Source organism: Ruminiclostridium cellobioparum subsp. termitidis CT1112, assembly GCF_000350485.1.
GTDB classification, from domain to species: domain Bacteria; phylum Bacillota; class Clostridia; order Acetivibrionales; family DSM-1351; genus Ruminiclostridium; species Ruminiclostridium termitidis.
Genome location: NZ_AORV01000045.1, coordinates 1 through 24,882 on the forward strand (window position 1 = coordinate 1; position 24,882 = coordinate 24,882).

The window sequence follows — 24,882 nt, forward strand, 5'->3', positions numbered from 1 at the left end:
GCTTAGCGGCCACAAAACTGTAATGAATTATATCATTCCATCCCAGGTATTAACTTTTTCAGCCTTTAATTCGTCCTGGTCAAACCAGCGGGTTGTCACACACTTTGTCTCGGTAAAAAATTTTACCCCGTCTTTTCCCAAAACATGCAGGTCTCCAAAGAACGAATCCTTATGCCCTGAAAACGGGAACAGTCCTACCGGAACAGGTATACCCACATTTATACCTACCATGCCTCCGTCAGTCCTTCTTGCAAATTCCCGGCTGTAGTATCCGTTTTGAGTGAATATTACAGAGCCGTTTGCGAACTTGTTATTATTCATGAGCCTGATTCCTTCTTCAAAATCCTTTACCCTTTTGATGCATAATACCGGTCCGAATACTTCATTATCCCCGATGGTCATTTCAGGAGTTACATGGTCGAATATTGTAGGTCCTATGTAGAAGCCCTCCTCATATCCGGATACAGTATAATTACGCCCATCGAGCACCAGCTTTGCCCCTTCGGCAACACCTTTATCTATCCATCCGCTAACAAACTTCTTATGCCCCGCATTTATTACGGGACCCATTCCGGAGGCTTTGTCGTATGCCGGACCAACCTTTATTTCTTTGGCCAATTTTACAAGCCACCCTGCCAGTTCATCCGCAATGCTTTCCTGTGCAACCACCACAGGCAGTGCCATACAGCGCTCACCCGCACACCCGAAGGCGGCATTTATAATTCCGCGTGCAGTTCTTTCTATTGGAGCATCCTCCAAAACAAGAGCATGATTTTTAGCCTCGCAAAGTGCCTGTACGCGCTTACCGCTTGCTGCTGCCTTCCTGTACACATTTAAGCCCACCGATGTAGACCCTACAAAGGATACTCCTTTAATTTCGGGATGTGTTAACAGCAATTCCGCCTCATTCCTGCTGCAGGTTACAATATTAAGTACTCCATCCGGCAATCCGGCCTGTTTGTATAAATCTGCAAACAGCATGGCTGTCATGGGTGTAAAACTGGCTGCTTTGATTACTATTGTATTTCCGCATGCAATGCATATGGGTGCCATCCATCCCATAGGTATCATCGCAGGAAAATTAAAAGGAGCTATTCCGGCAAAAACCCCTAACGGTTCTCTATAAAGCACTGTATCAAAACCTTTGGACGCATCTCTCAGAGCTTCTCCAACAAGCAGGTTCGGTATACCGCATGCCAGCTCTGTTGCTTCCTTCGCCTTAAGCACATCTCCCTGCGCCTCTTCCCAGGCCTTGCCGTTTTCTCTTGCCACAGTTTCCGTAAGCTTATCAAAGTTTTCCTCAATAAGCCGGCGCAGTTTGAAAAATACTGCCGCCCGCTTTATTGGCGGAATAGTAGACCAGCCAGGATATGCCTTGGCCGCAGCCGCTATGGCGTCATTAACTTCATCTGCAGTACAGCAGGGAGTTTTGGCAATTACCATCCCTGTACTCGGATCAAATACATCCATATACTTTTCACTTTTAGATTCTATCCATTGTCCGCCTGCGTAGTATTTTAAGATCTTTATTTCACTCATGTATTAGCCCTCCCTTTATGGACTTGTTATCAAGAAATTTGCTACTCTAAAAAATGCCGCCCTCGCTCTTTTTGATATGATGCTCCTGCTGCTCTTTTGAAAGCATTGTAAAATATGCTGACCATCCTCCCATACGAACCCTGAGGTCTTTATAATCCTCCGGATTTTTTTGAGCCTTGAGCAGTGTTTCGGTGTCGGCAACGCTAATTGTCAGCATATTGCCGCCCAATTCAACAAAGGTTTTTATCAACCCTATAAGTCGGTTCACACCTTCCTCTCCTGCAACATAACGCTCAGCCATTCCCAGGTCAAGAGGAGATCCCAGTGGTAAGCCCTCAAGGCCCATCCGGCAAAAAGAATTTATGGCTGCCGTAATACCTTTGGTCATTGCACCGGCAGACGGAGAAAAGTTGCTTGCCACAGGCCTACCTGAAAGTCTGCCGTCGGCACTTGCCCCCGTACCTTCACCAATTGCTATGTACCAGGAGAAGGTTCCTACGCCGGGCATAAATTTTATTTCCTCATACTTCCCGTCAATTTGCTGCATGATCTCTGCAAACCTGTCTATTACTTTACGGCCCATAGCATCGGCTATCTGATTGTTGGTTCCGTATTTTGGAGAATTGGACACAAGGGTGTGAAGCAACTGATACCCCTCAAAGTCATTATCAATTGCAGCTGCCAATTCTCCTATGGAATATTTCTTTTCTTCGAATGCTACTTTTTGTATTGCGCAAAGGGAGTCGATCAAATGGCTCAATCCCTCTGCTACAACACCACCTACAACCAGACGTGCTCCCATATCAGTCATATCAAGACCTTTTTCCACCGGTCCGTCCAGCAGAGCGGACAGCAGCGGTACAGGCGCAATGGAAGAACGGTGCGGATGGGTATGCAGCATATGTTTTGCGGATTCTTCGGCTACCAGCCGTATATTTTCCATTGTTTTTTCAAAAATCACTTCAAAGGATTCAAAGCTTGCGGGATCTCCCTGGTCAGGAACCTCCCGCTTGCCGTCAATATGGCACACGCCCCGGTTCAAAGTCCATTCCAGACATTTTAATGCGTTCAGCTTTATAAAATAGAAGTCGGTTTTACCCGGAAGCAATGCCTCCCAGCAGCCGTTGTTAGCATAATCCCGAGCTTCCTTTTCGTCTATTCCGAATTTTGTAAACGCCTTGATTATAGTCTCATCATTATAAATGGCAGGCAAGCCTCCCCCAGTTTTCAGAGTCTCGGCCACCTGTCTTAAAAACCATTGGGGAGAATTCCTGTGAACTCTCACTGTAAGCACCGGATTTGTCATTCTTATACGGTGATAGGATTCAAGAATCATTACGGATAACAGATTGGTTGCATCACTGCCATCCGCCGGTATAAGTCCTCCAATTACTACGTTCTGGTTCCAGTGGTTTGTAGCATCAATTGTATCCCGTATGTTATAACGCTGTTGGCCTATATCAGTGATTTTCCGGTTGAGCCATTTCTTTTCATGCTCCTCCTGCTCACGTTCCATATCCTTCATCTGTGCATTTGTCTGATTATTCAATGCACGTTCGTTAAATTTCAGCATGAAGCAGTCTGTAAGCTCCTGTGCTTCGTCAATTGTGGTCCTCCCGGCCTCAAGATCTTCTTTAAGAAAGGGATACAGGAACTGGTCCGGCCTGCCCAGCGCCAGATGGTTGTCTGTCAGCTGAAAGGCAAGATGTAAAAGCCAGGTTGCCTGGCATGCCTCAAAATATGTCCGTGCCGGATAAAGCGGACTGTTTTTTAATGCATTTGCAGCATTTAACAGTTCTTTTCTACGTTTATTGTCTTTAGTAGTTTCAGCTTTTTCAAACAGCCGGTCCGAGTTGCGTTTTGCAAAGCTTTCAAGACCCTCAAGCGATATGATGGCTGCCGTCAGGAAGTCCCTGCTCTTCTGCGTCAAATCACCCGCAAGCTTTTCCACAGCCATTTCTCTTATGCCGGAGGTACCGAGTTTCAATAAACGCGGATAGTCCGGTGATATATGCCCAAACATTGAATATATCCCAAACCCGTATTTTTTACCTTCCTGAATTTCCTCCTCACGTGCAAATACCGGTAAAACATTTGAGTTTGTCAGGCATTCATCCTTAAATGAATAGCAGCCGGCAAAAAGCTGTTTTTCCCAGATACCCACAGGTGCAGTAGACAGCTTTAGCCTTTCAGACATGGCTTTACGCACTATAAGCGGCAGATCTGAAGTCTCTTCGTTTAATACACAGCCTTCTTCAGCAAATTGTTTTTTGCTCAGGTGCATATTCTCACGCACATCAGATATTAACTCAACTACACGTGCTGAAGGAGTGCTTTTCACTATACTTTCAGAATACTCCATCAGGTTGAAATCTGATAATTTCATAAAATCAAATCCCTTCTACACAAATTTTTTCCGGGCTTTATCCTGTCAATTTTTACCTTACCACACTAACCTTAATATCTTTAGGTGCCATATTCAGCAATTCTTCATACAGTCCGGGTCTGGCACTAAGTTTGCCAAGTGAATAGTTCATGCCGCACCAGTCATATTTAGCATCTGCCGATGAATTATACGGCAATAAATGAACTACTCCTATTTTAAGTTTATTTGCAATCTCATACGCTGAGTTAATATTTTCAACACTATCTGTAATACCGGGTATCAGTGGTATACGCAGCACTATACTTCGGGTCTTTTCCCTGAGGGCCTTAAGATTTTCCAGTACAACGTCCCAATCACCGCCGGTATATTTTTTAAATAATTCTTTTTTCCCAAGCTTATAATCAAAATAGAATATATCCGTATAGGGAACTAAATCAATAAGATCCCGCTTATTCCCGTAGCCCGATGTTTCCACAATGGTATGTACCTCTTCTTTTTTGAGCGCTTGCAGTATCCGTAGTGTAAAAGCAGGCTGGCAAAGCACTTCCCCTCCGGTCAGTGTCACCCCTCCGCCGCTGTTTTTATAAAAAGCCATATCTTCAAGAGCTTCATTTACAACTTCGTCAAGAGTCATACGCGTCCCGCAGATAAATAACGCACCTGTCGGGCATACCTCGGCACATCTGCCGCAGGTTATACACCCTTCTCTTTTGAATTTGTGCCCATTTGAGTCCATACTGTGCAAATCCTCGGGACATACAGTGGTACATGCCCCACAATGTGTACATCTTGAGCTTGAATAAAGCAACTGAGGTTTTATGGACTGGGATTCAGGAGAATGACACCATAAACAGGATAAAAAGCAACCTTTCAAAAAAATACATGTTCTTATTCCGGGCCCGTCATGCACCGCATAATGATCTATGTCAAATACTATTCCGGAATTCCCGCCGGAGTCTTTATCCATAATAAGATCACCCTCTAATCGATAATTATATATGCATATCAATTTCACAAAGTCTCATATTTGTTAATTGACACTTGCCAAAGCCTGTGCAATTATGGAACAAAGAACTGCTCCACCATCAGGATGATCCTTTGTGCGTTCTGCTATCCATTTGGTCCTGCCCACTCTTGCAAGCATCCCCCTTGTCTCATTTGCGGCCTTTTCAGCTGCATATGCCGCTGTTTTCATGGCGAGCCTGATATCGGGAGTTGACTCAAAAGAACTTTCAATGGCTTCAGCCAAAGGTATCAATGCATCAAGTATGGTTTTATCTCCCGGCCGGCCTTTGCCTAAATTCATTATAGCTTCGGCCATTATTCTCGGAGCTTGAATTGCAGCATTATCATCTATTTCCTTGCTTCCTCTATGCTTTCTTCCCAGTGCCATAATTGAACCGCTTAACAATGTCCCCATTGTTGAAGGGGCTACCCTGTTAAATGCCATCCCACATCTTATGAACAGCTCTCCGATATCCTCTCCCGTATATGCAGAGACCTCAGCCTTCAGCGCTAAAGCCCCTTTCTCCATTGAAATCCCGAGGTCTCCGTCTCCAGCATTACTATCAAGCTGTGTCAGTCTTTCTTTCGAATTTATTAGTATATCTGCTGATAAATTAAGTACATGTTTTATATTTTCTATGGTATATACCATGTCAAAACCTCCGATCCCATCTCGTTGTGAAAGTTCATGTTATAATGCAGAAATTTTTTTCGACTGCTTTTTAAGTTTTATATGTCTTTTGTCATCTTTCAACTTATACAGTTCCATCAATTTTATTATTTCAGTTTGACTTTCATCCGACAGCTTTAGAAATGCTGTCATTACCTTGTCTACGGTTGTGGTTGTTCCATCAGGAAGCTTTACCGACCTTTTAAATGTATTCCAATCCATTTTTAATGCTGTTCGTCCCAAAATATAGTCTACCGAAACTCCGAAGTAATCCCCCAACAGGCAAATCGTTTCAATATCCGGCATATTTATACCCGATTCATAATGTGAAATGGTAGCTACCGAAACATTAAGTATTTTTGCCAAATCCTTCTGATAAAGACCTTTATCCTGTCTTATTTCCTGAATCATATCCCCAAGCTTCATATAGTATCCCTCATATATATCCGGAATTTTTTAGTATATATAATCAGTCGATTCTATCATTCCCGGACGGCTAAAACAACCGGCTTTATTAGGTTATAAGCACATTTTTCCTTGTGATCCAGTGTAGCTTTTATCCCTTTACGGCACCAATCATGACACCCTTGACAAAATATTTTTGAAGAAATGGATACAACACTACGATAGGAAGCATTGACAAAACAATAGCAGCCATCTTTACCGTCTCAACAGGTACATTTTGCTGATCCGCTGCTATTCCTGCCGCCGCAGATCCTGATGTAGCACCGGAATCCATAATCATACTTTTTATTAATAGTGGAAGTGTCCACATTTTTGTATTGGTTATATACAACATGGTATTGAAAAAAGAGTTCCAGTGATCAACGGCAAAAAACAATACGAATGTGGCAACCGCAGGCAGGGACAAAGGTATAATAATACGCACGAATAGTGATATATCGTTGCAGCCATCTATTTTTGCGGCTTCCTCTATCTCGTTAGGTATTGCAACCATAAAGCTGCGCACCACAAGAAAACTCCATGCATTTGTCATAACCGGAAGAATAATTGCCCAGTAGGTATTTATTAAATGCATCCCTTTTACAAGTATGTAATTTGGAACCATTCCGGCACTGAATACAAGGGTAAAGGTAATGAGCGCCAAAAATATTTTTCCTCCCGGGAGGCTGGTTTTTGAAAGCCCATAGGCTCCGGTAAAGGTTACAAAAATATTTATAATGGTACCCGCAATTGTTACAATTACTGAATTTGACAGCGCTGACTTAAATGAGCTTGTATTTGCAATATAAAAATAAGAATCCAGCGAAAACTTCTCCGGGATCAATTTAAATTCCAAAGGTATAAATACGCTTGGGTCTGTAAAGGAAACACTGAAAACATAGAAAATCGGTACCAAGCAGATTATGCTGATAATTCCGAGTATGATATAATTTATTGCATCTCCCCATGAGAATTTATTGATCATACTAATCTCCCCCTAAAACAATTATTAAAAGATACCCTCATTTCCTGACTTCTTTACAAGATAATTTGAAGTGGTCAGGAAGATCAAGCCGATACAGCTCTTAAAAAATCCAACCGCCGCACCCAGGCTGTACTGCCCCTGCAATATACCCTGGCTGTACGAATATGTGTCAAAAATTTCAGATACATCCCGTACCAGAGAATTTTGCATTAAGAGGATTTGCTCAAATCCAACATCAAATATCTGACCAAGCCTGAGAATTAAAAGTACAACGATTGTAGGGAGCAACCCGGGAAGAGTCACATGCCAAATACGCTGCAGACGTGTAGCTCCATCAATCAGAGCTGCTTCATAAAGCTGCAGATCTATGCTCACAAGTGCAGCCATAAAAATGATTGTTCCCCAGCCGGCTTCCTTCCAGATAGACTGAATAAGAACTATTGGCCAGAAATAATTGGGGTCTACCAGAAAAAGTATCTGCTCTTTACCCATTGATGCTAAAATCTTATTTACAAAACCCATATTGGCAGACAATGCAAAGACGGTCAGACTGGCTGTTATAACCCACGAAAGGAAGTGTGGAAAATATACCACTGTTTGTACTAACTTTCTGTAAGTATTATGTCTGACTTCATTGAGCATGATGGCCAGAAATATGGGAACTGGGAAATAAAAGAATAATTTTAGCATTGCTATTGCTACCGTATTGCGGAGCATATAGAAAAAGAATGGATCCTTGAACAAATCCTGAAACAGCTTAACCCCTATCCAGGGGCTGCCGAATATGCCTTTATACGGGCTATAGTCCTTGAATGCCATCAGAAGCCCCCACATGGGGCCGAACTTAAAAATTGCAAAATATATTAAAGCGGGTGCCGCAAGTAAGTATAGAAACTTATGCTGCTTTACTGCTGCCCATGTCTTCTTAGCCTTTTGGGATGAAACTGCATTTTGGTTTTTATTTTTTACTCCCGTTATTTCGTTCAAGCTACACATCTCCTTTAAATAACAATTAACCTACACGGGCTATAACAACTTCCTGATAATATTTTGCGAAACAGAAGGCCATGAAACCTCCTGTTTCGCAAAAACCTGAATACATTTTAAGTGCTATTTTTTCAACGTGCTGTTAAAATCCTCATAAGCTGCTGCAAATTCTTTGAATGCCGGCTTGAGTGCGGGGTCATTTCTCAATGATTCGACATATGCCCTGAATTCATCCATTGACATTCTTCCAGCAACAGTTTTTGTTTCGTTTGCCTTGAATGTATTTTCATACTTCGGCCATACCTTTTGCCAGGTTTCAGAAACCAACGTGCCATTACCCCATAAGTCTACCTTACCAACCTCTTCGTAACCCTCAACCGACTTACGTCTGGCTTCGTTATATTCTTTTGAACCGGCGGCACTGTCAACCTTGCCATATTTCATATATGCAAGCGGGCCAACGCATTTACTTGAAGTATTTATCTGGGCGATACCTAATTTATTAAGAACCGGAGTACCATCAACAACATCATGATGTACGCCTTTTATTCCATAGTATGCCAAATCGGTTACTTCCTGGGATGTTGCATCCTCCATGTACTGAAGGATCCTGAGCATCTTTTCTTCGGACACCTTCTTGCTTATGTAATATCCGCCCGAAACACCTGTGTTAAGCTGAATACCTGTATCCCCCTTCGGACCTGTGAGTTTAAGTGAAACAATCTCCGGTACAGGATCCTTCTGAACCTTCGCAGATCCCTGCTCCTGTTCCCATATGTTCCAGATGCTCATAACATATGCAGCCGCCCTGTTTGAGGTATACATGTTCATACCATCTTCATACTTGGCATTCATATATTCCTTGTCAATTACGCCTCTGCTGTACAGATCTCTGCAATATTCCACATAATCAATCCAGCCATCGGTTAAACAAGGATAGTATTGTCCGCCGTCATCATTGTACTGAGGTGTCAGTGCGCCAAAAGCCACCTGCAGTGAGCCTGGGAGTGCACCGGTTGCAATAAGGCCTACAGTGTCTACCTTACCATTTCCGTCAGCATCGGATTTCACTATTTTTTCAAGAGCATCTGCAAATTCTGTAGTATTTGTAGGAAGCGGAATTCCCAGTTTATCCAGCCAATCCTTTCTGATGTTCACACCAAGGTCAATTCTTGTACGTGAACGTGGAAGTGCATATATTTTGCCTTTAACGGATAAATAGGAATAACAGTTGGCTGCTACATTGTTTTTTAAATTGGGGTATTTGCTAAAATCGCCCAGAGGTTCGGTAATATCCCAAAATACGCCGTTATCAATTGCGTTAAGGAGCTGCAGGCTTCTGATGTCAGGAACTCCTGAAACCTCAGGTACATCTCCCGATGCCACTCTCAGATTAAAAGCAGTATGGAAATCACCGGAATTTACCCATTCGACATTCAGCTTGCTTCGAGTCAGTCTCTGGTATTCAGTCCAGAATTCATTATTCATATCCGGTGGATCAGTAAACAGTGGTGCAAGTATATTAATCTCAACAATATCATTCGGGTCTTTCCCATCCGCTGAAGCTGCCGTTTGCGGCTGGGACGCTGAAGAAGGGTTTGATTCCCCGGCTGTTTCACCGGAACCTCCGCATGCAGACAACATAAGAGCTATCGCCATACTTATTGGGAGAAACCTGAAGACAAATCCTTTAAAATTTTTTGACACTTTTATATTCCTCCTTTGTGTTATTTTAATAGGACACATCAACACGATTTTTTAAAAGCTCCGGATACTCTTATCATCTATTGATGAAACCATATTAAATACAATTGATTAACATTTTTGTGCTTTATGCACTATTCGTTAATAGTATTCTATATGAAATTTGTTTAAATCTCACAAAATTAATAAACTATACGATAACACCGGAAATATCCGGTTCAATTTAAGAAAAACTTAATTCTCCGCCAAATATAATCCGCCTACAGGCCATTAATGATTCTCAAGCTTACTTTTCCCAGCCTCTCAATTTCACTCTTTGAAAGTTCTATTTCAACAGCCTTTATGTTATCCTCCAGGTGCTTTTCGCTTTGGGTTCCCACAATTGCCGAAGTAAAGCCTTTCTGGTAAAACAGCCAGCTTATAGCCACTTGTGAAAGGCTGCAGCCTTTCGAATCAGCTATTTCTTTTAATAAATGAATAATATCCCATTCCTTTTCAAGATGCTCGGGCAGGAAAAGTCTTTTTTTTCTTCTGAAATCGTCATCCGTGATTACAGCTCCGCCCAGATGAAATTTACCTGTTAAAATACCCTTTGCAATTGAATTATAGCCGCAGACGCTGATGGAGTTCTCGCAGCAATACTGCATTATGCCGTTTTCAATATCTCTTTGCAGCAGATTGTATTCCGGTTGTATTAAATCTATACGTGCAAACTTCATAGCCTCCTGCAGCTGTTTCAACGAAAAATTCGAGACCCCTATAGCCCTGATTATGCCCTCGTCCTTAAGCTTATTGAATTCCGACATAGTTTCCTCTATGGGTATTTCATAACTGGGCCAATGAACATAGTATATGTCCACATAATCCGTCCTCAGCCTTTTTAAACTGGCCTCCACCGACCTTCTGATATCTGCAGGCCATAAATGTTCCTTATTGACCTTTGTCGCAAAAATACATTCCTTTCTTTTTCCTTCCAGGGCTTTACCAAGAACCTCCTCAGAATGCCCGCTACCATACATTTCTGCAGTATCAAAGGTTGTTATGCCTTTCTCAAAAGCCTTTTGAAGCACTTTTATGTTGTCCTCGTCACTGTTGACCTCCCAGGGGCCTCCTCCCAGTTCCATGCATCCAAAGGTTAAAATTGATACATTAAATTCCGTCTTTCCCAGTCTTGCATATTTCATATCCAATCACCTCATCCTTTTGATTAGTGTTAAATTGATTTACACCTTATAAAATATTTGAAACAATTCATTATAGAAGTTATTTATTTTTCTTTTAACAAATTTGAAAATTATAATAGGATATCACTTTAAAAAGCAGATTAATTGAGTAGTAATTTTATTTTACACCGTAAAAATATAAACCAATCCAAAATTGACAATAAGTATTTAAATATGTCTTTCTAACGGCATATTTAAGTTTTCCTTAACTTTTAAATGTCGATATAATATAAAAAGAAATTTGCTTCGCAAATCCGCTTCACGCCCGCTTAGGTACTCTGCCCATACTACGCAAATTTTCTTGTGTACACATTCAAACGCAGTATTATAAGTACCTCATCACTGTTCCAAGACTTATAAATTCCTATACTCCAAAAAAATACAACCCCCAATATCAGTCTGGTGAACATCGGCTTCAAGCCTTAATATTCAACGCTTACCTGAAATTGAGAATTGTATTTTATTGAATCATTTTTTATTAACTTTTTACTTGAAATATCTCTCTAAAAGTCCCTTGAACCCCGCGCCGTGCCGTGCTTTGTCATGAAACTTCCAACGGATTAACAGCTTTATTTCACGGTTTCACCAACTCAGATTTCGTAAATAGTACAAATTTCCCACTGATTTACCACTAAAAATATTTTCCCACACACAAGGATTTTTTTCTAAAAGTAAATACACAACGATACTCATCTGTTATTATATTCTATAATCTCCTCAATTGAAATATCGCTTGATTTAGCTAGCATATAATGTTTTTCGCAGACCTTTTTTACTTCATCATTCTCTATTTGGAACTCAAATATGGCGATTGTATCATTACTCATGAATTGCGCTGCAATAGCTCGGCAAATTAGATCCGGGTATTTACATCTACACAGAAGAATATCCTGTTCTATTTGAACAGCTCCTAGTTCATCTGTTCCACCTTTTGCCTGAAGTGGAAATACATATTGACGACCTTTTGAGTCAATTCCCACATATATCTCATCTGTCTCAACCTGTCCAACACCTGGAACTGTCGTTCTTAAATGGTTTTGCAAGGAATAACAAGTAACACCTGTAAAAATATCTAATAACCTATTATACCTTAATTTGGTTAATAATGCCTGTTCGTCAGAAAGAGCAAATTTCTGAACTATTCCTGGAGTAGCATCAGGAATTTTAATGGTTATGAGCATTGGATCTGGAATTATTCTAGACACCGTTGTAGCTACAAAAGAGTATTCTGATCTTCCAACATTCTTAATAACCCATTCCTTGCCTCCAGGTGCTAACTTTGTTATGCTATCCGGTAAGGCTGTTCGGTATTTAAATGAATATATTATATCTCCCAAATTTTTAGGCAATGTTATCCCTAATTCTTGTGATGTTGTTTCAAAGTCAACTCTTTTAAAGTCTACTCTTTCAGATCCTTTTATGTAATTTTTTAAGAAAATAGTCTCAACTAATTTGCTGTACCTATTTTGCATAATTAATGCCTCCTGCAAATTAACCTTGCCAATTCATAACCACAACATTTTCATTTATATAATCACCAGTAGATGAGGAAAATCTTGTTCTAAATAAATCTATACTTTCTATGTTATATCCCAGATCGGAAGCGATATCCGCAATTATTTCACCAGTTTTTATTAAAACCCTAAAATATGAAGCTTGATCTCCTACAACATATGCTAGCTTTGCGCCTGGACGTAATTTTATTCTTAATTGAGCAAGGTGTTTAGCAATTCCTCCAAAGTATAGTTCTACTACCCGATGATAATACTTCTCAAATCCAGATGTTTTTCCTAGTTCAATTCTCTTATTTTCAATAGCCTTCGATAACTCAATAACTTTTAAATTATTCTTAATCCATGTTTCATCATTATCAGTAATGTAAACATTTCTTGTGTTTGATCTTAGTAAATTTTCCTTACATTGTCTTAAATCGTGTTTATTATTAATAAATCCAAGGAGTACGGATTCTAAACGAGTTGTCCGAGTATAGTCCTTTTCATTAGGATATGGTGGCGAAGTTATTACAGCATCAATACTATTATCCGAAATACATGATACTATATTTCTTGAGTCAGCTAAATGGACTCTAGCTTCAACATGAGTTAACTTCTTGTATTCTTCTATATCTTTTGCAATAGAATAAACCCCGTTGATCCAATTTTCTATTACCGGCACATCAATCTTTTTATTCCTGCTTACTCCAACTTCCGGTCCAAAATGCAAATTACTATAAGAATAAACGATTTGTTTGGCTAAAGCAATGGTTTGGTGGTTGAATACTTCATCACACCGATGTTCTTGCAATTCTTCAATTAAAACTAATGTTTTATGTAAAGGGGCTGCACTAATAGAATTTTTAATAAGTAAATTATTCTTTTCCGGCTCTAATACTTTTATTCTGTCCCCCAACGATTTCAATTTTTCTTGAGCATAGGCTGCTGTTTTTAAAGAATTGTCAATTAATACTTTTTCATTTATTGACCAATCTGTTTTTGCAGCTGCTGCTAGCTGAACAATAGGATTTGCTTCGATTCCAATTGAAGGTATACCGAGCTTTTTACATTCAACAAGTGTTGTGCCCGTTCCGCAAAATGGATCTAATACTGTTTGATTATCAGAAATATTAAATTTATTCAAATACTTTCGCACTAAATGTGGTGGAAATGATAAAACGAATCGATACCAATCATGTACTGACAAATCTTCTTGATACAAACGATTTAGCTCTATGCCTTCTTTTGATTGTACTGCATATGACAATTTTGTAATCCTCCATGTTTTAACCTTCATCTATAGTATAAACTATAATACCTTGTTTTCAAAGATTAAATCGGAACAAGTTTCAAAACGCGTAACTTTCATTAAAATAAATCTTAGCCGTTCTTTCTGCTTTCCATTAATGAAAAGAGCAAAACAGCCCCTGAGTTCCCATGCTTTTCCCACCAAAATTTGATATATGCCAATATATCAAAAACTACAAAAAATACAACCCCCAATATCAGTTTCGTGAACTTTGGCTATAAACCTTATCATTCAACGTTTCTCCGACTTTGAGAATTGTATTTTATTGAATCATTTTATATTAACTTTTTACTTGAAATATCTCTCTAAAAGTCCCTTGAACCCCGCTCCGTGCCTTGCTTCGTCCTTGCACATTTCGTGAACTGTGTCATGTATGGCATCCAGATTCAACTGTTTTGCTCTTACAGCAAGATCCTTTTTGCCTTTGCATGCCCCGGCTTCGGCTTCGGCTCTGAGCTGAAGGTTCTTCTTTGTATCGGCGTGAACTACTTCACCCAGCAATTCCGCAAATTTCGCAGCATGTTCAGCCTCTTCCCAGGCAGCCAGCTTGTAGAATGCGCCGATTTCGGGATAACCTTCGCGCTCGGCCTGTCTTGCCATGGCAAGATACATACCCACTTCAGTACATTCACCCATAAAGTTGGCTCTCAAGCCTTCCAGAATTTCAGCATCCACTCCGGCAGCAACACCTATTCTATGCTCATCAGCCCATGCTGCGGAAGTTTCTGTTTGCTCAACGAACTTTTCCTTTGGGGCCTTACACTGCGGACAGTTGTCCGGTGCCGCATCTCCTGTATGAACATAACCACAAACTGAACAGACAAATTTCTTCATAGTCACAAATCCTCCATTAAGTAAATATTATTTAAAATTTTAATTAAGCTTAAGCTTCCTAATGCCGTTCCGGCAACGTTTATATATGTACCCCCTGCTCAAGGAAGCTAAACAATAAAATTTTATTTTCCATATTTAACATAATATCAGCTACGATATAAGAACCTGTGATGTAGTATGGTTCAACAAAAAAAGTGATATCAGCAGGGATTGATATGAACTACCGCGTCCTTGACACCTTTGATATCCTTGACCCTGAATTTGATCTCAGAGGCTATTTTGTGACTTTCGTTTACAGACATTTCACCGTCTACAGACACCTTTATAAGCAATATATAACCTGCGCCCACAGGCTTTGCATTTATACTGTCGATGTGATCCACACCGCTGATGCCTTTCACAAGCGCATAGGTATTTGCTTTAAAAGCAGGGTCAATGTCGGTATCCATTAAAACCTTAAAGGAACTGATGAATATTTTTATGCCGGTATAAAATATCCAGAGAGAGATGCCTATACCCACAGCACCATCCACCCAGTTAAAGCCGAAATACCCCATTAAGATGCCAAGCAGTGTTCCCGTTGTTACAAACACATCATTTCTGTGGTCTTCGGAGTTTGCCAGTACCAATAAATTGTCCAGCACCTTTCCCACACGGTTTGTATAAAGAAAAAGCGAGAGTTTTACTGCTATGGTAACAATGGCCACAGTAATAAGAAACCACGAGGTTTCAAAAGCGGCTTTATTGATTATTGAAGACAGGGCACTTCTGAATATGGTAATGGATATGAACATCAGGGACAGGCTTATTATCATGGAGAAAATATATTCGGCCTTGCCATGCCCATAGGGATGGTCACTGTCTTCCGGCCTGCTTGCAATACTGTTCCCGACCAGAGTCATAACCGACGCAAAAACATCTCCCGCACTGTTGAAGCCATCTGCTATCATAGCCTGGCTCCTGCTCAGAAAACCGGCAGCCAGCTTGATCGAAAGCAGGAATATATTTGCCGCAATGCCCAGCACTGCAACCTTTTTGGTTGTTTTAAATCTGTCCATCACTCCTCCTGTCCCTCCTTTGTTATATCACAAGGAAATTTATTTTTAAAACTCCGCACATGTATCGGATAGATATACCATCAGTACAAAAACTGTGTCAGCAGATGGATGGCCAGACCTGCCAGGCCACCTATAACCGTTCCGTTTATTCTTATATACTGGAGGTCGGCACCCACCTGAACCTCAAGTTTATCAACCATGTCCCTGGTTTCCCAGCTGTCCATGGTATCATATATGAGTGACCCCACCTTATCGCCATAAAGCTCTACCATTCCTCCTGCCAGCTCTATGACAGCAGTATTGATGTTTCCTCTCAGGCCGGGATTTGACTCTATACCGTTAACGGCCATATCCAGTACAGTGCCGACTTTTTTAACCAACCTCTCCTCATCCTGCAAAAACGAATTTTTAAACTCGGACAAAACCTCAACCATTCTCTCAAGCAGACTGCTGAAAACCGGTGATTCGATCAGCCGGTTTTTCAGCTGTTCCCCTTTTTCTATCAGTTCTTCATCATTGCGCATATCCTCCAGCAGCTTTGGAAGTGCGGAATTAATGAGCTTGTTTATGGCGGCATCCTCGTCGTTGTCGAGCGCATCAATTTGTTCCACCAGATAGTCAAGTATCTTCTTGTATATGATATCTCCTATGATAGGCATGGCAAGTGTCTTGTTAATTCCGCCCAGCACAAGCAGTGTTTTTTCCTTATTGTCCTCGATATATTTATATGTAGCATTGAGCAGTGCCTTGACCAGCGGCTTGTGATAGCCTCCTTCGGTAACCGGGCCTATAATTGCAGCCAGAGCAGGGTATAGCCTGATTTCCTCTACCTTTTTGTTGATCATAGCGGTCAGATACAGCTTAAGTTTTGAGTCATCCACAACCGGGTTGATAACACCGGGAAGCCTGGCCGCTATCCCCCGGGATAATTTTTCCCTGTTGGAAGTAATATATTCCGAAACCTTTGAAGATAATCCAACATTATCAAGTTTGGACCTGATAAGCTCGGGAGTAAAAAAATTTGAAATTACAAAATTGGATAACGCCTTTGCAATTCTCTGTTTATTATTCTGAATGATGGCGGTGTGCGGTATTATCCTTAAACCAAGAGGATGCCTGAAAAGAGCAACCACCGCAAACCAGTCGGCCAGAGCTCCAACCATTGACGCCTCCGCAAAAGCAGTGATGGAAGAGAACAAAAGACCTCTGTCCTCATACCGTTTCATCACTAGAAAAGTAACTGTCATAAATCCCAGCAGTGAAGTCGAAATAATTCTCATATTTCTAAGCTTTTTTCTAAGTTTTATTTCTTCATTTTTATAATTGTATTTTTCCATATTCACAGCTCCAAAAAAACTATTCGTCCATCTCAGCTTCAGCAGCCCCATCGTTCAGCTTCAGGCTGTCCTCCAGTACTTTCCTCAGCTTTTCATCTATTTCACTCCATACGGCTTCAATTCCAATACGCTTTTCCGAGGAGAATGGTAATACTTTGTCGGTATTGCTCAACTGCAATACTTTCTTTATATCATTGATTCTCAAATTAATTTGCGATTTGGATATTTTGTCGGCCTTTGTGGCAATTATCAAGGTATTCAGTCCAAAGCCTCTGATCCACTGATTCATGGTAATATCATCCTTGCTTGGGGAATGCCTGATATCCACAAGAAGTACTATCAGTTTAAGATTGTTCTCCTTCCTTGAGTACAAATATGTTTCTATTATGTTCTCCCATGAGGCTTTCATTTCCTTTGAAACATTGGCAAAACCATACCCGGGCAAATCCACCAGATAAAAAGTATCGTTTACATTATAAAAGTTAATCTGTCTGGTTTTTCCCGGTGTTCCGCCAACACGCGCAAGACTTTTCCTGTTCACCAGGGTATTTATGATTGATGATTTCCCTACATTTGATCTGCCTACAAAAGCTATTTCGGGATAACCGGTAGACGGGTATTGGTTCGGCTTTACAGCCGTTATCACATGTTCTGCCTTTTTAACTATCATATTTAATCTCCTATTGCACTATTATTTATTCACTATTATTTATTGCACTATTATTGAATTAATATAATTATACCTCTATTACTACATTTTTTATCCATTTGTCTGATTTCAGCCTTATTACGGAGGCAGCCATCTTGGCCAGCTCCTCCGCCATTACCAGCAGTACCACCCACTGGACGTCCAGTTTCAGGACAAACGCCCCGATAAAAGCCAGGGGAACCCCTATGAGCCACATGGTCAGGCCTTCTGCCTTAAATGCAAAGCCTGCGTCCCCTCCGCCTCTTAATATTCCCACAATTGATACTATATTCGTCAGACGTATGGGGATAATGAAGGCATTGATATTGAGTATTATTATTGCCGTTCTCAATACATCTGCCGTAACCTCAAACAGGTTTGCCACCGCAGGTGCGATAAAATACAGTGCGGCGCCCAGCACGACTCCTCCCAGCAGGCAGAGCCTGACAAATTTCCAGGCATACTCTTTTGCCTTGTGCTCTTCTCCCGCGCCTATAACATGTCCCACCATTATAGCCGAGGCACTTGCCATTCCAAAGCCTGCCACTAAAAACAGATTTGTTATATTGTTTGTTATCTGAACTGCGGCAAAGGCCTCGGTACTGATCCTTCCATACGCCACAGAATATACCGCAAAACCGAGTCCCCAGCATATTTCATTCAGTATTACAGGGATCATGGTTGCTATTACACGTTTAAACAGTTCGGAAGTGACCGTCCTCAACACCTTTATTCTTATACGCAGCATATCATAATATCTCCAGCTTACAACCAAAAAATCCCCATCTCAATCACTCTCGATATCAGTGTTGCGGTTGCCGAACCCTTTACCCCCATGGCTGGAAAGCCCCACATACCGAATATTAAGACAACATTGAGCAGTGTGTTTATTCCCAGTGCTATTCCGCTGATCACCATGGGCATGGCTGACTTGCCTATGCTTCGCAGATTTACACTTATGCCAAAACTGACAGAGGCAAAAACAAAACTGAAGCTGAAAATTCTTAAAAAATCCGAGCCCAACTCGATAACCAGCGGGTTTGTATTAAAAATACCCACTATCCGGGCAGGAAAAAGGACGCCTGCAAATGAAAATATCAATGAAACACCCGCTGCCAGAGCTGCGCCCACATTAACCACCCTGCCTATGTTTTCATGATCCTTTTTGCCCCAGAACTGTGCTATGAAAATACCCGCTCCGCTGTGAATAGCCGCGTATATTAGAAATACGAGCAGGCCGTACTGGTTTGCTATGCCAACTGCCGCCACAGGCTCGTTTCCCAGCTTTCCCACCATAACGCTGTCCACCATGGCAAGTGAGGAGGTGATCAGGTTTTGCATTATAACAGGTATTGCCAGAGTAATCAGTTTATAATAAAAAGTTTTATCTCCAAATACTGCTTTTTTCATTATGCCCCCAAATAAAATTTGATTTATATATGTTTTATAATTAAAATATTTACCTCACGTGATTATACTACACCAAAGCTTAAAATGCTATCTGCTTCTTTCTTTTGTCCGGACAGAACAAAGGCGAAAAATTTATACTTTCCCGTATAATAAAAAATCCCACCTGTTGAATGACAGGTGGGTTGAATGATAAGCAATGCTAAATCTGTTCTATGACTTTACCATTTGCTTTTCTCATATTGGTGCCGGCCTTCAGCAGCTGTTCCGATACCTTTTTGTATTCAACGGGCCTTTTTATTTTCAGGGTTGTGGTCTTTATAAGCTCCTCATAGCTTAATACAAAGTACCGTATTATTTTATATTGGGGAATATCCTGATTCAGAGTCTTGATCTCCCTTTGAACCATTTCTGCTATTTCTTCGGCACCGGGTTTCCTGCCCCACTTTTCGGCCAGAGCCGCCTCGTCAATGACAATTTTGGCACAGACCTGAATATCTCCGTCAGGAGCGGTATTTCCCCATGCAAAGGATTCCTTGACACCTTCAATATTATTCAGCAGCATTTCGTACTCTTCCGGAAAGGCTTTCTTTCCGTTGGTGAATACAATCATTGATTTTGCCCTTCCCGTTATAGTTGTAAACCCCTCATCATCAATGAAACCAAGGTCTCCGGTGTGGAACCAGCCTTTATCATCAATAGATTCCATTGTGGCAGCCTCATCCTCGTAGTACCCCATCATTACATTGGGGCCTCTTGTGATGATTTCTCCCATGCCGTTTTCATCGGGATTGTCTATTGCGATCTCAATCCCCTTCATTGGCTGCCCTATAGTTCCGGCCTTATTGTAAAAGTCATTGTTGGCAGCAACCACCGGCGAGGTTTCGGTCAGCCCGTATCCCTGGATAACCTTTAATCCCAGGGTTCCGAAGCCATGTATTATTTCCCTGTCAATAGGGGCGGCCCCCGATATGGCAAGCCTCAAACCGGGACCTATCTGCTCAAGGATTTTTTTGAACAGCTTCCTTCTGATATCTATCCCCACTGCCGACAGAGCATTTGAAACCCTGCCCAGGGTCTTAACCGTACCGGCTTTACCGGCCTTTTTCAAACCCTCCTGAAGCTTTTTATACATTGCCTCCAGTATGGCAGGAACCACCACAAGCAGAGTGACATCGAATTCCTTTAAATTCCTTGCTATATGCTTGATACCTTCGGCATAAGCGACAGTGACACCGTTTTTCACCATAAAGAGCATACCTGCCGATAGCTCAAAGGTGTGGTGCAGCGGAAGAATTGACAGGTGCACATCATTTGGGAATACCTTGATTATCGATGTGACGGCACTGACATCTGAACAGACATTCCGCTGATTCAGCATTACCCCCTTCGCCATACTTGTAGTTCCCGAAGTAAAGAGCAAAAGTGAAAGTTTTTCAGGGTCGATTACTGCATCGATAAAGCTCCTGTCTCCAGTTCTCAGCAGCTCTCTGCCTTCACCCATAAGCTTTGAAAGGTTATGGAAGTTTGAGGGATATCCGCCTTCCAGCTCATCCATGCATATAAAGTGCTGGATGCCGGTATCTCGTTTGGCCAGCTGCAGCATTTCAGAATAAAAATGTTTGCTGTAAATGATGGCATCAACCCGGCCCCTGCTGATGAGGTTCTCAATTTCCACCTCGGGCAGATGCTTGTCCAGTGGCACAGCCACACCTGTACCGTTTGCTATCGAAAAAAAGCTTACAGCCCATTCATACCTGTTTTCACCTATCACCGCAATTCTTTTATCCTTAAGCCCCAGACCGTGCAAGGCTGTGCCAAGAGCATCTATCTCATCTCCAAATTCCCTGTAGGATTTAACTTTAATTTTTCCGTCTGCCTTAAATTTAAAAGCAGCCTTATCTCCGAACTTTTGAATACTGTTCTTAACCAGCTGCTTGAAATCTCTTACTGTCTCAGTTTCATAATAACCCAGTCCGGTCACGGTTTTTCTGCCGTCTACCTCAGATAGTACAATTCCTTTTTTGTTCATATAATCTCCTTGGAACATAAATTAACACTATAATTATTACCTGGTTATAATTATTATATTCTATTCCAGAAATGCAATCAAATGAATCTATCAATTTATTCCAAATGAATTTAACGCATTGTGTCAATTAGTTGACCGACTTTGCCAAATATACACCAACGCTTATGAAGTTGTATTCCCGTACCAATATAATCAACATAATATTTTAGCTGCAAAGTTGAGAGTCAATCTTTAATTGACGCAACAGGTTAATTTCAAACCAAATTGCATATGTATTAATTTTCCACTATGTTATTTTTTTATTCGCTTTTAAAAATACAGGAGAGAAATAATTGAAATTCAGGTTCAACAGTGCTAAATTTATTACTATAAATTACTATAAAATAATGATAATTCTTAGGAGATTGTAATATGCCTAAAAAAACAGTTAAACTCACTTTTGGAGAAGAGGTTGCCAATGCGGTAACCCATGGTATTCCGGCACTATTGGTATTATCTGCTTTTCCTTTTGTTATTATCACCGCATATACCAAAGGTTCCCTTGTGGACGTGGCCAGCGTGACAATATTCAGCATATGCATTTTTCTTATGTTTCTGATGTCAACCTTTTATCACGTCATGGAACATGATACAACGCATAAACGGGTTATGCAGATAATGGACCATATCTGCATCTACATAGCAATCGCAGGTACATATACTCCCATTGCCGCATCGGTAATAGGAGGCTGGCAGGCGATAGTCCTGCTTTCAATCCAGTGGTTAATGGTTGTGTTCGGTATTTTGTATAAATCCATTTCAAAAAAATCCATACCCAAAATATCCCTGATGATATACCTTATTATGGGCTGGAGTTTGGTAATTTTCATGCCGCTTTTCTTTCAGAAGGCAAATCCGGTGCTTTTCTGGCTGATTCTCGGCGGAGGCATCTTCTATACAGTAGGTGCCGCCATATATGCAAAGAAGGGCTTTAAATACCATCATATGGTATGGCATATATTCGTGTTTTTAGGTGTGTTGACGCATTATATAGGGATATGCTTCTTTATGTATTAATTTAACGCTCAGCTTTCAGATTTATTGATTTTTATGTTACAAATAGTGATTAAAAGTACTCCCGTACTAAATTAAATCAATGGATTGCTCCCAAAGGATTTGCTGAAATAGTCGGGCTTACCACGCGTATTTTATTGCCGTCGCACAACACTCAACATCCTGTTTCGAGTTGATGCTCAAAGTGACCTCCTGTCACTTTGACGGATAAAATACTTGTGATTCGCCTACAATTTTAACAAATCCTTTTAACCAAGCTTCCCATTGATTTTAATTTGTACTTGCGTACTTTATAATTTGCTGATGTAACATAGCATGAAAAATCCTTTTAAGCTGAGAGTAACAATTAATACATAAAGCAGCTGCTTACCGGCCTGTAAGCAGCTGCTTTAGTATCATGGTATATTACCCTCTATTGACAAAGTACAACACGCCTCACACCGGCTATTTTGCCTTGTAAGCAGCTTCAACGCAGCCGCAGGGCAAATTACCCTCTCAAAAACGTATTGTACATTGTCAATAGAGGGTAAGCTTTCTTATATCCATTAAAGTGAATTTGTATATATGTTCCTTACCGCTTCCCTTGTTGCTTTGACAGGAGCTATTGCCAGCAGTCCGTCAAGGCTTGGAGTTTCGAATGCCAGGTTGACCAGTTTCTCAACCACGCTCTCATCAAAGCCTTCATCCTTCAGACTTGCAGTAACACCGGTCTCGTTAAGCCACTTTCTGATGCCCGCAAAAGCCTTGTCGGCTTCATCTGCTGTTCCCTTGAGGCCTGGAAGTATGGGTTCGAATATTTCTGCCAGAATTTCTCCTGAAGCAGGATATATTTCCTTAACTACTGCCGGCAGCAGCATTGACAAGCCAAGGCCATGTGCCAATTCAGGCTTTACAGCACTTAGCGGGTGCTCAAGTGCGTGTGTGAAGTGGAGTAATCCATTGTCAAAGGATGTTCCTGCAATTAATGATGCATACAACAGATAATATCTTGCCGTAAGGTTTTCAGGCTCCTTTACGGCTACCGGCAAATACTTGGCAACCAGACGGATGGTTTCCTTTGCCAGCAATATGGCCAATGGGTTTGTAACAATACTTGTTGAAGCTTCGACGACATGATTTATTGCATCTATGGAAACATACAGGGTTTGATCGGCTGGCAGCTTGGTCATCAGAGCCGGATCATCAATGGCATATACGGGATAAATGCAGTCGTATGCAATTGCGGGCTTGTATTCCTTGGCAGGTATACTTACAACTGCAAACCTGTCAACTTCGGTTCCGGTACCGTGGGTAAGGTTTATTGCAACCAATGGCACAGCCGTGTCCGGAGCAAATTTAAGCTCGTAAAGCTCTGTAGCATTCTTTTCCGGGTATGATATAAGTATTGCCACACTCTTTGCAGCATCGATGGGGCTTCCTCCGCCGATAGCTATAACGGCCTGGGTTCCAAAGCTTTTTGCCTCTGCAGCCGCTTCATCAACCTGATCAACAGTGGGATTTGGAGTAACCTTGCTGTAAAGTAAATATTCTATTCCGTTTGCTTCAAGAGCTTTCTTTGTTACCTCCCACGCACCTGTTTTGATATGTGAGCTCTTTCCGGTCATTACCATAACCTTTTTAACGCCTCTGGAGGACAAATTTTTAGCAACATCCTCCATCTTGTTAATGGCTCCCACTCCGAAAAAGGCAGTTGTCTTTGCTCTGATTTCCACAACCTGATTAATGTCAATCTTGTTTTCCCACATAATTTCTTACCTCCTGTTTATAATTAATTTTGGTTTATAAACTATATTTGTTATCCTACAATTATTATAGATAAAGATTGTTAAAAAAACAACGATGTTTTCGTTTATTATTTAACAATCTTTCTTTCTACAGATCAATGCAGCAAAAATAACTGTATTGATCTCAAAATTCCGACGGTTATCTTAAGTTTGTTAAGTTTTTAACTAATTTTATTCCTATCTATAATTTCTATTAATTCCAAATAGCGAATATAACCATTTATATAAATGATTATATTTAATAGTTAATTGGTTTTTACCTCAAACCACCCCTGCGCATATTTACAAACCGGACATATACCCGGTGCATCGGTTCCCTGATGAATATGTCCGCAGTTGGCGCAAACCCACTGAACCGGTTCTTTCTTTTGATACAGGGTTTTGCTGTTCAACTCCTCGGCTATCTGCTTGAACTTTTTTTCATGCTCTTTTTCAATGTTGGCTATCATCCTGAAAGCAGCCTCAGCCTGTGGAAAGCCTTCCTTTTTAGCCACATCTGCAAATGCCGGATATATCTTTGAATGTTCCTCGTGTTCACCGTGAGCTGCCGCATTGAGGTTTGCCAACGTATCCCCCGTCTCAAAGGGATATCCGGCATCAATATTGACATTGCTGGGTCCGCCCATACCGTCCACCAACAGATCATAAAACACTTTTGCATGAGCCCGCTCGTTTTCGGCTATTGTCTTAAACTCCTGTTCGATTACGGCATGTCCTTCCTTTTTGGCATATTCGGCATAGAAAGTATACCTGTTTCTGGCCTGTGATTCTCCGGCAAATGCTCTTGCGAGATTTATGGATGTCTCGGTGCCTGCTAACTTACCCATATAACTCCTCCTAATGAGAAAGCAAAAATAATTAAGTAATTAATTATTTTTGCTTTCATTTATAATTTAGCCTATATTATTACCAACATGAAGCAAATTATTCTAACCGAGGAGTTA

21 protein-coding genes are annotated in these 24,882 nt (G+C 40.9%); 1 reads left to right on the forward strand and 20 read right to left on the reverse strand.

Annotation, left to right across the window (positions count from 1 at the left end):
- Positions 1 to 27: 27 nt before the first annotated feature.
- From CTER_RS16595 to CTER_RS16675, 18 genes are all read right to left on the reverse strand, one after another.
- The gene (locus tag CTER_RS16595; protein WP_004627372.1) at positions 28 to 1,539 is read right to left on the reverse strand and encodes a CoA-acylating methylmalonate-semialdehyde dehydrogenase; all 1,512 of its coding nucleotides are present in this window, start codon (positions 1,537 to 1,539) and stop codon (positions 28 to 30) included.
- A 46-nt stretch (positions 1,540 to 1,585) separates the two neighbouring features.
- Positions 1,586 to 3,925, reverse strand: coding sequence for a pyruvate formate lyase family protein (locus CTER_RS16600; protein ID WP_004627400.1), 2,340 nt, complete (start codon positions 3,923 to 3,925; stop codon positions 1,586 to 1,588).
- A gap of 52 nt (positions 3,926 to 3,977) precedes the next feature.
- Positions 3,978 to 4,892 (reverse strand): glycyl-radical enzyme activating protein, encoded by a 915-nt coding sequence (locus tag CTER_RS16605; protein WP_004627465.1) that lies wholly within the window; start codon positions 4,890 to 4,892, stop codon positions 3,978 to 3,980.
- Positions 4,893 to 4,955: 63 nt separating this feature from the next.
- A complete protein-coding gene (locus CTER_RS16610; RefSeq protein ID WP_004627407.1) occupies positions 4,956 to 5,582 on the reverse strand; it encodes a DAK2 domain-containing protein in 627 nt (208 codons plus the stop codon).
- A 39-nt stretch (positions 5,583 to 5,621) separates the two neighbouring features.
- Positions 5,622 to 6,026: a helix-turn-helix domain-containing protein gene (locus CTER_RS27065; RefSeq protein WP_004627426.1), complete on the reverse strand. Its 405-nt coding sequence runs from the start codon at positions 6,024 to 6,026 to the stop codon at positions 5,622 to 5,624.
- A gap of 130 nt (positions 6,027 to 6,156) precedes the next feature.
- The gene (locus CTER_RS16620; RefSeq protein WP_004627487.1) at positions 6,157 to 7,029 is read right to left on the reverse strand and encodes a carbohydrate ABC transporter permease; all 873 of its coding nucleotides are present in this window, start codon (positions 7,027 to 7,029) and stop codon (positions 6,157 to 6,159) included.
- Between the two features lie 24 nt (positions 7,030 to 7,053).
- Complete coding sequence (locus CTER_RS16625; protein WP_004627427.1) at positions 7,054 to 8,016, reverse strand: ABC transporter permease; 963 nt, start codon at positions 8,014 to 8,016, stop codon at positions 7,054 to 7,056.
- 123 nt (positions 8,017 to 8,139) lie between these two features.
- Entirely contained in the window at positions 8,140 to 9,723 is a 1,584-nt protein-coding gene (locus CTER_RS16630) for an extracellular solute-binding protein (RefSeq protein WP_004627489.1), read from the reverse strand.
- Between the two features lie 257 nt (positions 9,724 to 9,980).
- Complete coding sequence (locus CTER_RS16635) at positions 9,981 to 10,904, reverse strand: aldo/keto reductase (RefSeq protein WP_004627476.1); 924 nt, start codon at positions 10,902 to 10,904, stop codon at positions 9,981 to 9,983.
- A 728-nt stretch (positions 10,905 to 11,632) separates the two neighbouring features.
- Entirely contained in the window at positions 11,633 to 12,415 is a 783-nt protein-coding gene (locus CTER_RS16640) for a hypothetical protein (protein ID WP_004627403.1), read from the reverse strand.
- A gap of 19 nt (positions 12,416 to 12,434) precedes the next feature.
- Positions 12,435 to 13,733, reverse strand: coding sequence for a DNA methyltransferase (locus CTER_RS16645; RefSeq protein ID WP_117387244.1), 1,299 nt, complete (start codon positions 13,731 to 13,733; stop codon positions 12,435 to 12,437).
- A gap of 300 nt (positions 13,734 to 14,033) precedes the next feature.
- Entirely contained in the window at positions 14,034 to 14,579 is a 546-nt protein-coding gene (locus CTER_RS16650; RefSeq protein WP_004627411.1) for an NADH peroxidase, read from the reverse strand.
- Between the two features lie 200 nt (positions 14,580 to 14,779).
- On the reverse strand, positions 14,780 to 15,637 hold the full coding sequence (locus CTER_RS16655; RefSeq protein WP_004627409.1) for a cation diffusion facilitator family transporter: 858 nt from the start codon (positions 15,635 to 15,637) through the stop codon (positions 14,780 to 14,782).
- 80 nt (positions 15,638 to 15,717) lie between these two features.
- Positions 15,718 to 16,974, reverse strand: coding sequence for a DUF445 domain-containing protein (locus CTER_RS16660; RefSeq protein WP_004627417.1), 1,257 nt, complete (start codon positions 16,972 to 16,974; stop codon positions 15,718 to 15,720).
- 19 nt (positions 16,975 to 16,993) lie between these two features.
- Positions 16,994 to 17,644 (reverse strand): ribosome biogenesis GTP-binding protein YihA/YsxC, encoded by a 651-nt coding sequence (gene yihA, locus CTER_RS16665; RefSeq protein WP_004627442.1) that lies wholly within the window; start codon positions 17,642 to 17,644, stop codon positions 16,994 to 16,996.
- A 67-nt stretch (positions 17,645 to 17,711) separates the two neighbouring features.
- Entirely contained in the window at positions 17,712 to 18,410 is a 699-nt protein-coding gene (locus CTER_RS28895; protein ID WP_004627387.1) for an MATE family efflux transporter, read from the reverse strand.
- Between the two features lie 17 nt (positions 18,411 to 18,427).
- The gene (locus CTER_RS28900) at positions 18,428 to 19,072 is read right to left on the reverse strand and encodes an MATE family efflux transporter (protein WP_004627436.1); all 645 of its coding nucleotides are present in this window, start codon (positions 19,070 to 19,072) and stop codon (positions 18,428 to 18,430) included.
- 199 nt (positions 19,073 to 19,271) lie between these two features.
- Positions 19,272 to 21,101: an AMP-dependent synthetase/ligase gene (locus CTER_RS16675; protein WP_004627395.1), complete on the reverse strand. Its 1,830-nt coding sequence runs from the start codon at positions 21,099 to 21,101 to the stop codon at positions 19,272 to 19,274.
- Positions 21,102 to 21,512: 411 nt separating this feature from the next.
- On the opposite strand from CTER_RS16675, the gene trhA reads away from it, so the two are divergent.
- Positions 21,513 to 22,157 carry a PAQR family membrane homeostasis protein TrhA gene (gene trhA, locus CTER_RS16680; RefSeq protein WP_004627466.1) on the forward strand — a complete coding sequence of 215 codons (645 nt, stop codon included), beginning with the start codon at positions 21,513 to 21,515 and terminating at the stop codon, positions 22,155 to 22,157.
- 542 nt (positions 22,158 to 22,699) lie between these two features.
- On the opposite strand, the gene CTER_RS16685 is transcribed toward trhA, so the two are convergent.
- Positions 22,700 to 23,899 carry an iron-containing alcohol dehydrogenase gene (locus tag CTER_RS16685; RefSeq protein WP_004627371.1) on the reverse strand — a complete coding sequence of 400 codons (1,200 nt, stop codon included), beginning with the start codon at positions 23,897 to 23,899 and terminating at the stop codon, positions 22,700 to 22,702.
- 284 nt (positions 23,900 to 24,183) lie between these two features.
- Positions 24,184 to 24,765: a rubrerythrin gene (rbr, locus tag CTER_RS16690; RefSeq protein ID WP_004627444.1), complete on the reverse strand. Its 582-nt coding sequence runs from the start codon at positions 24,763 to 24,765 to the stop codon at positions 24,184 to 24,186.
- Positions 24,766 to 24,882: the final 117 nt, after the last annotated feature.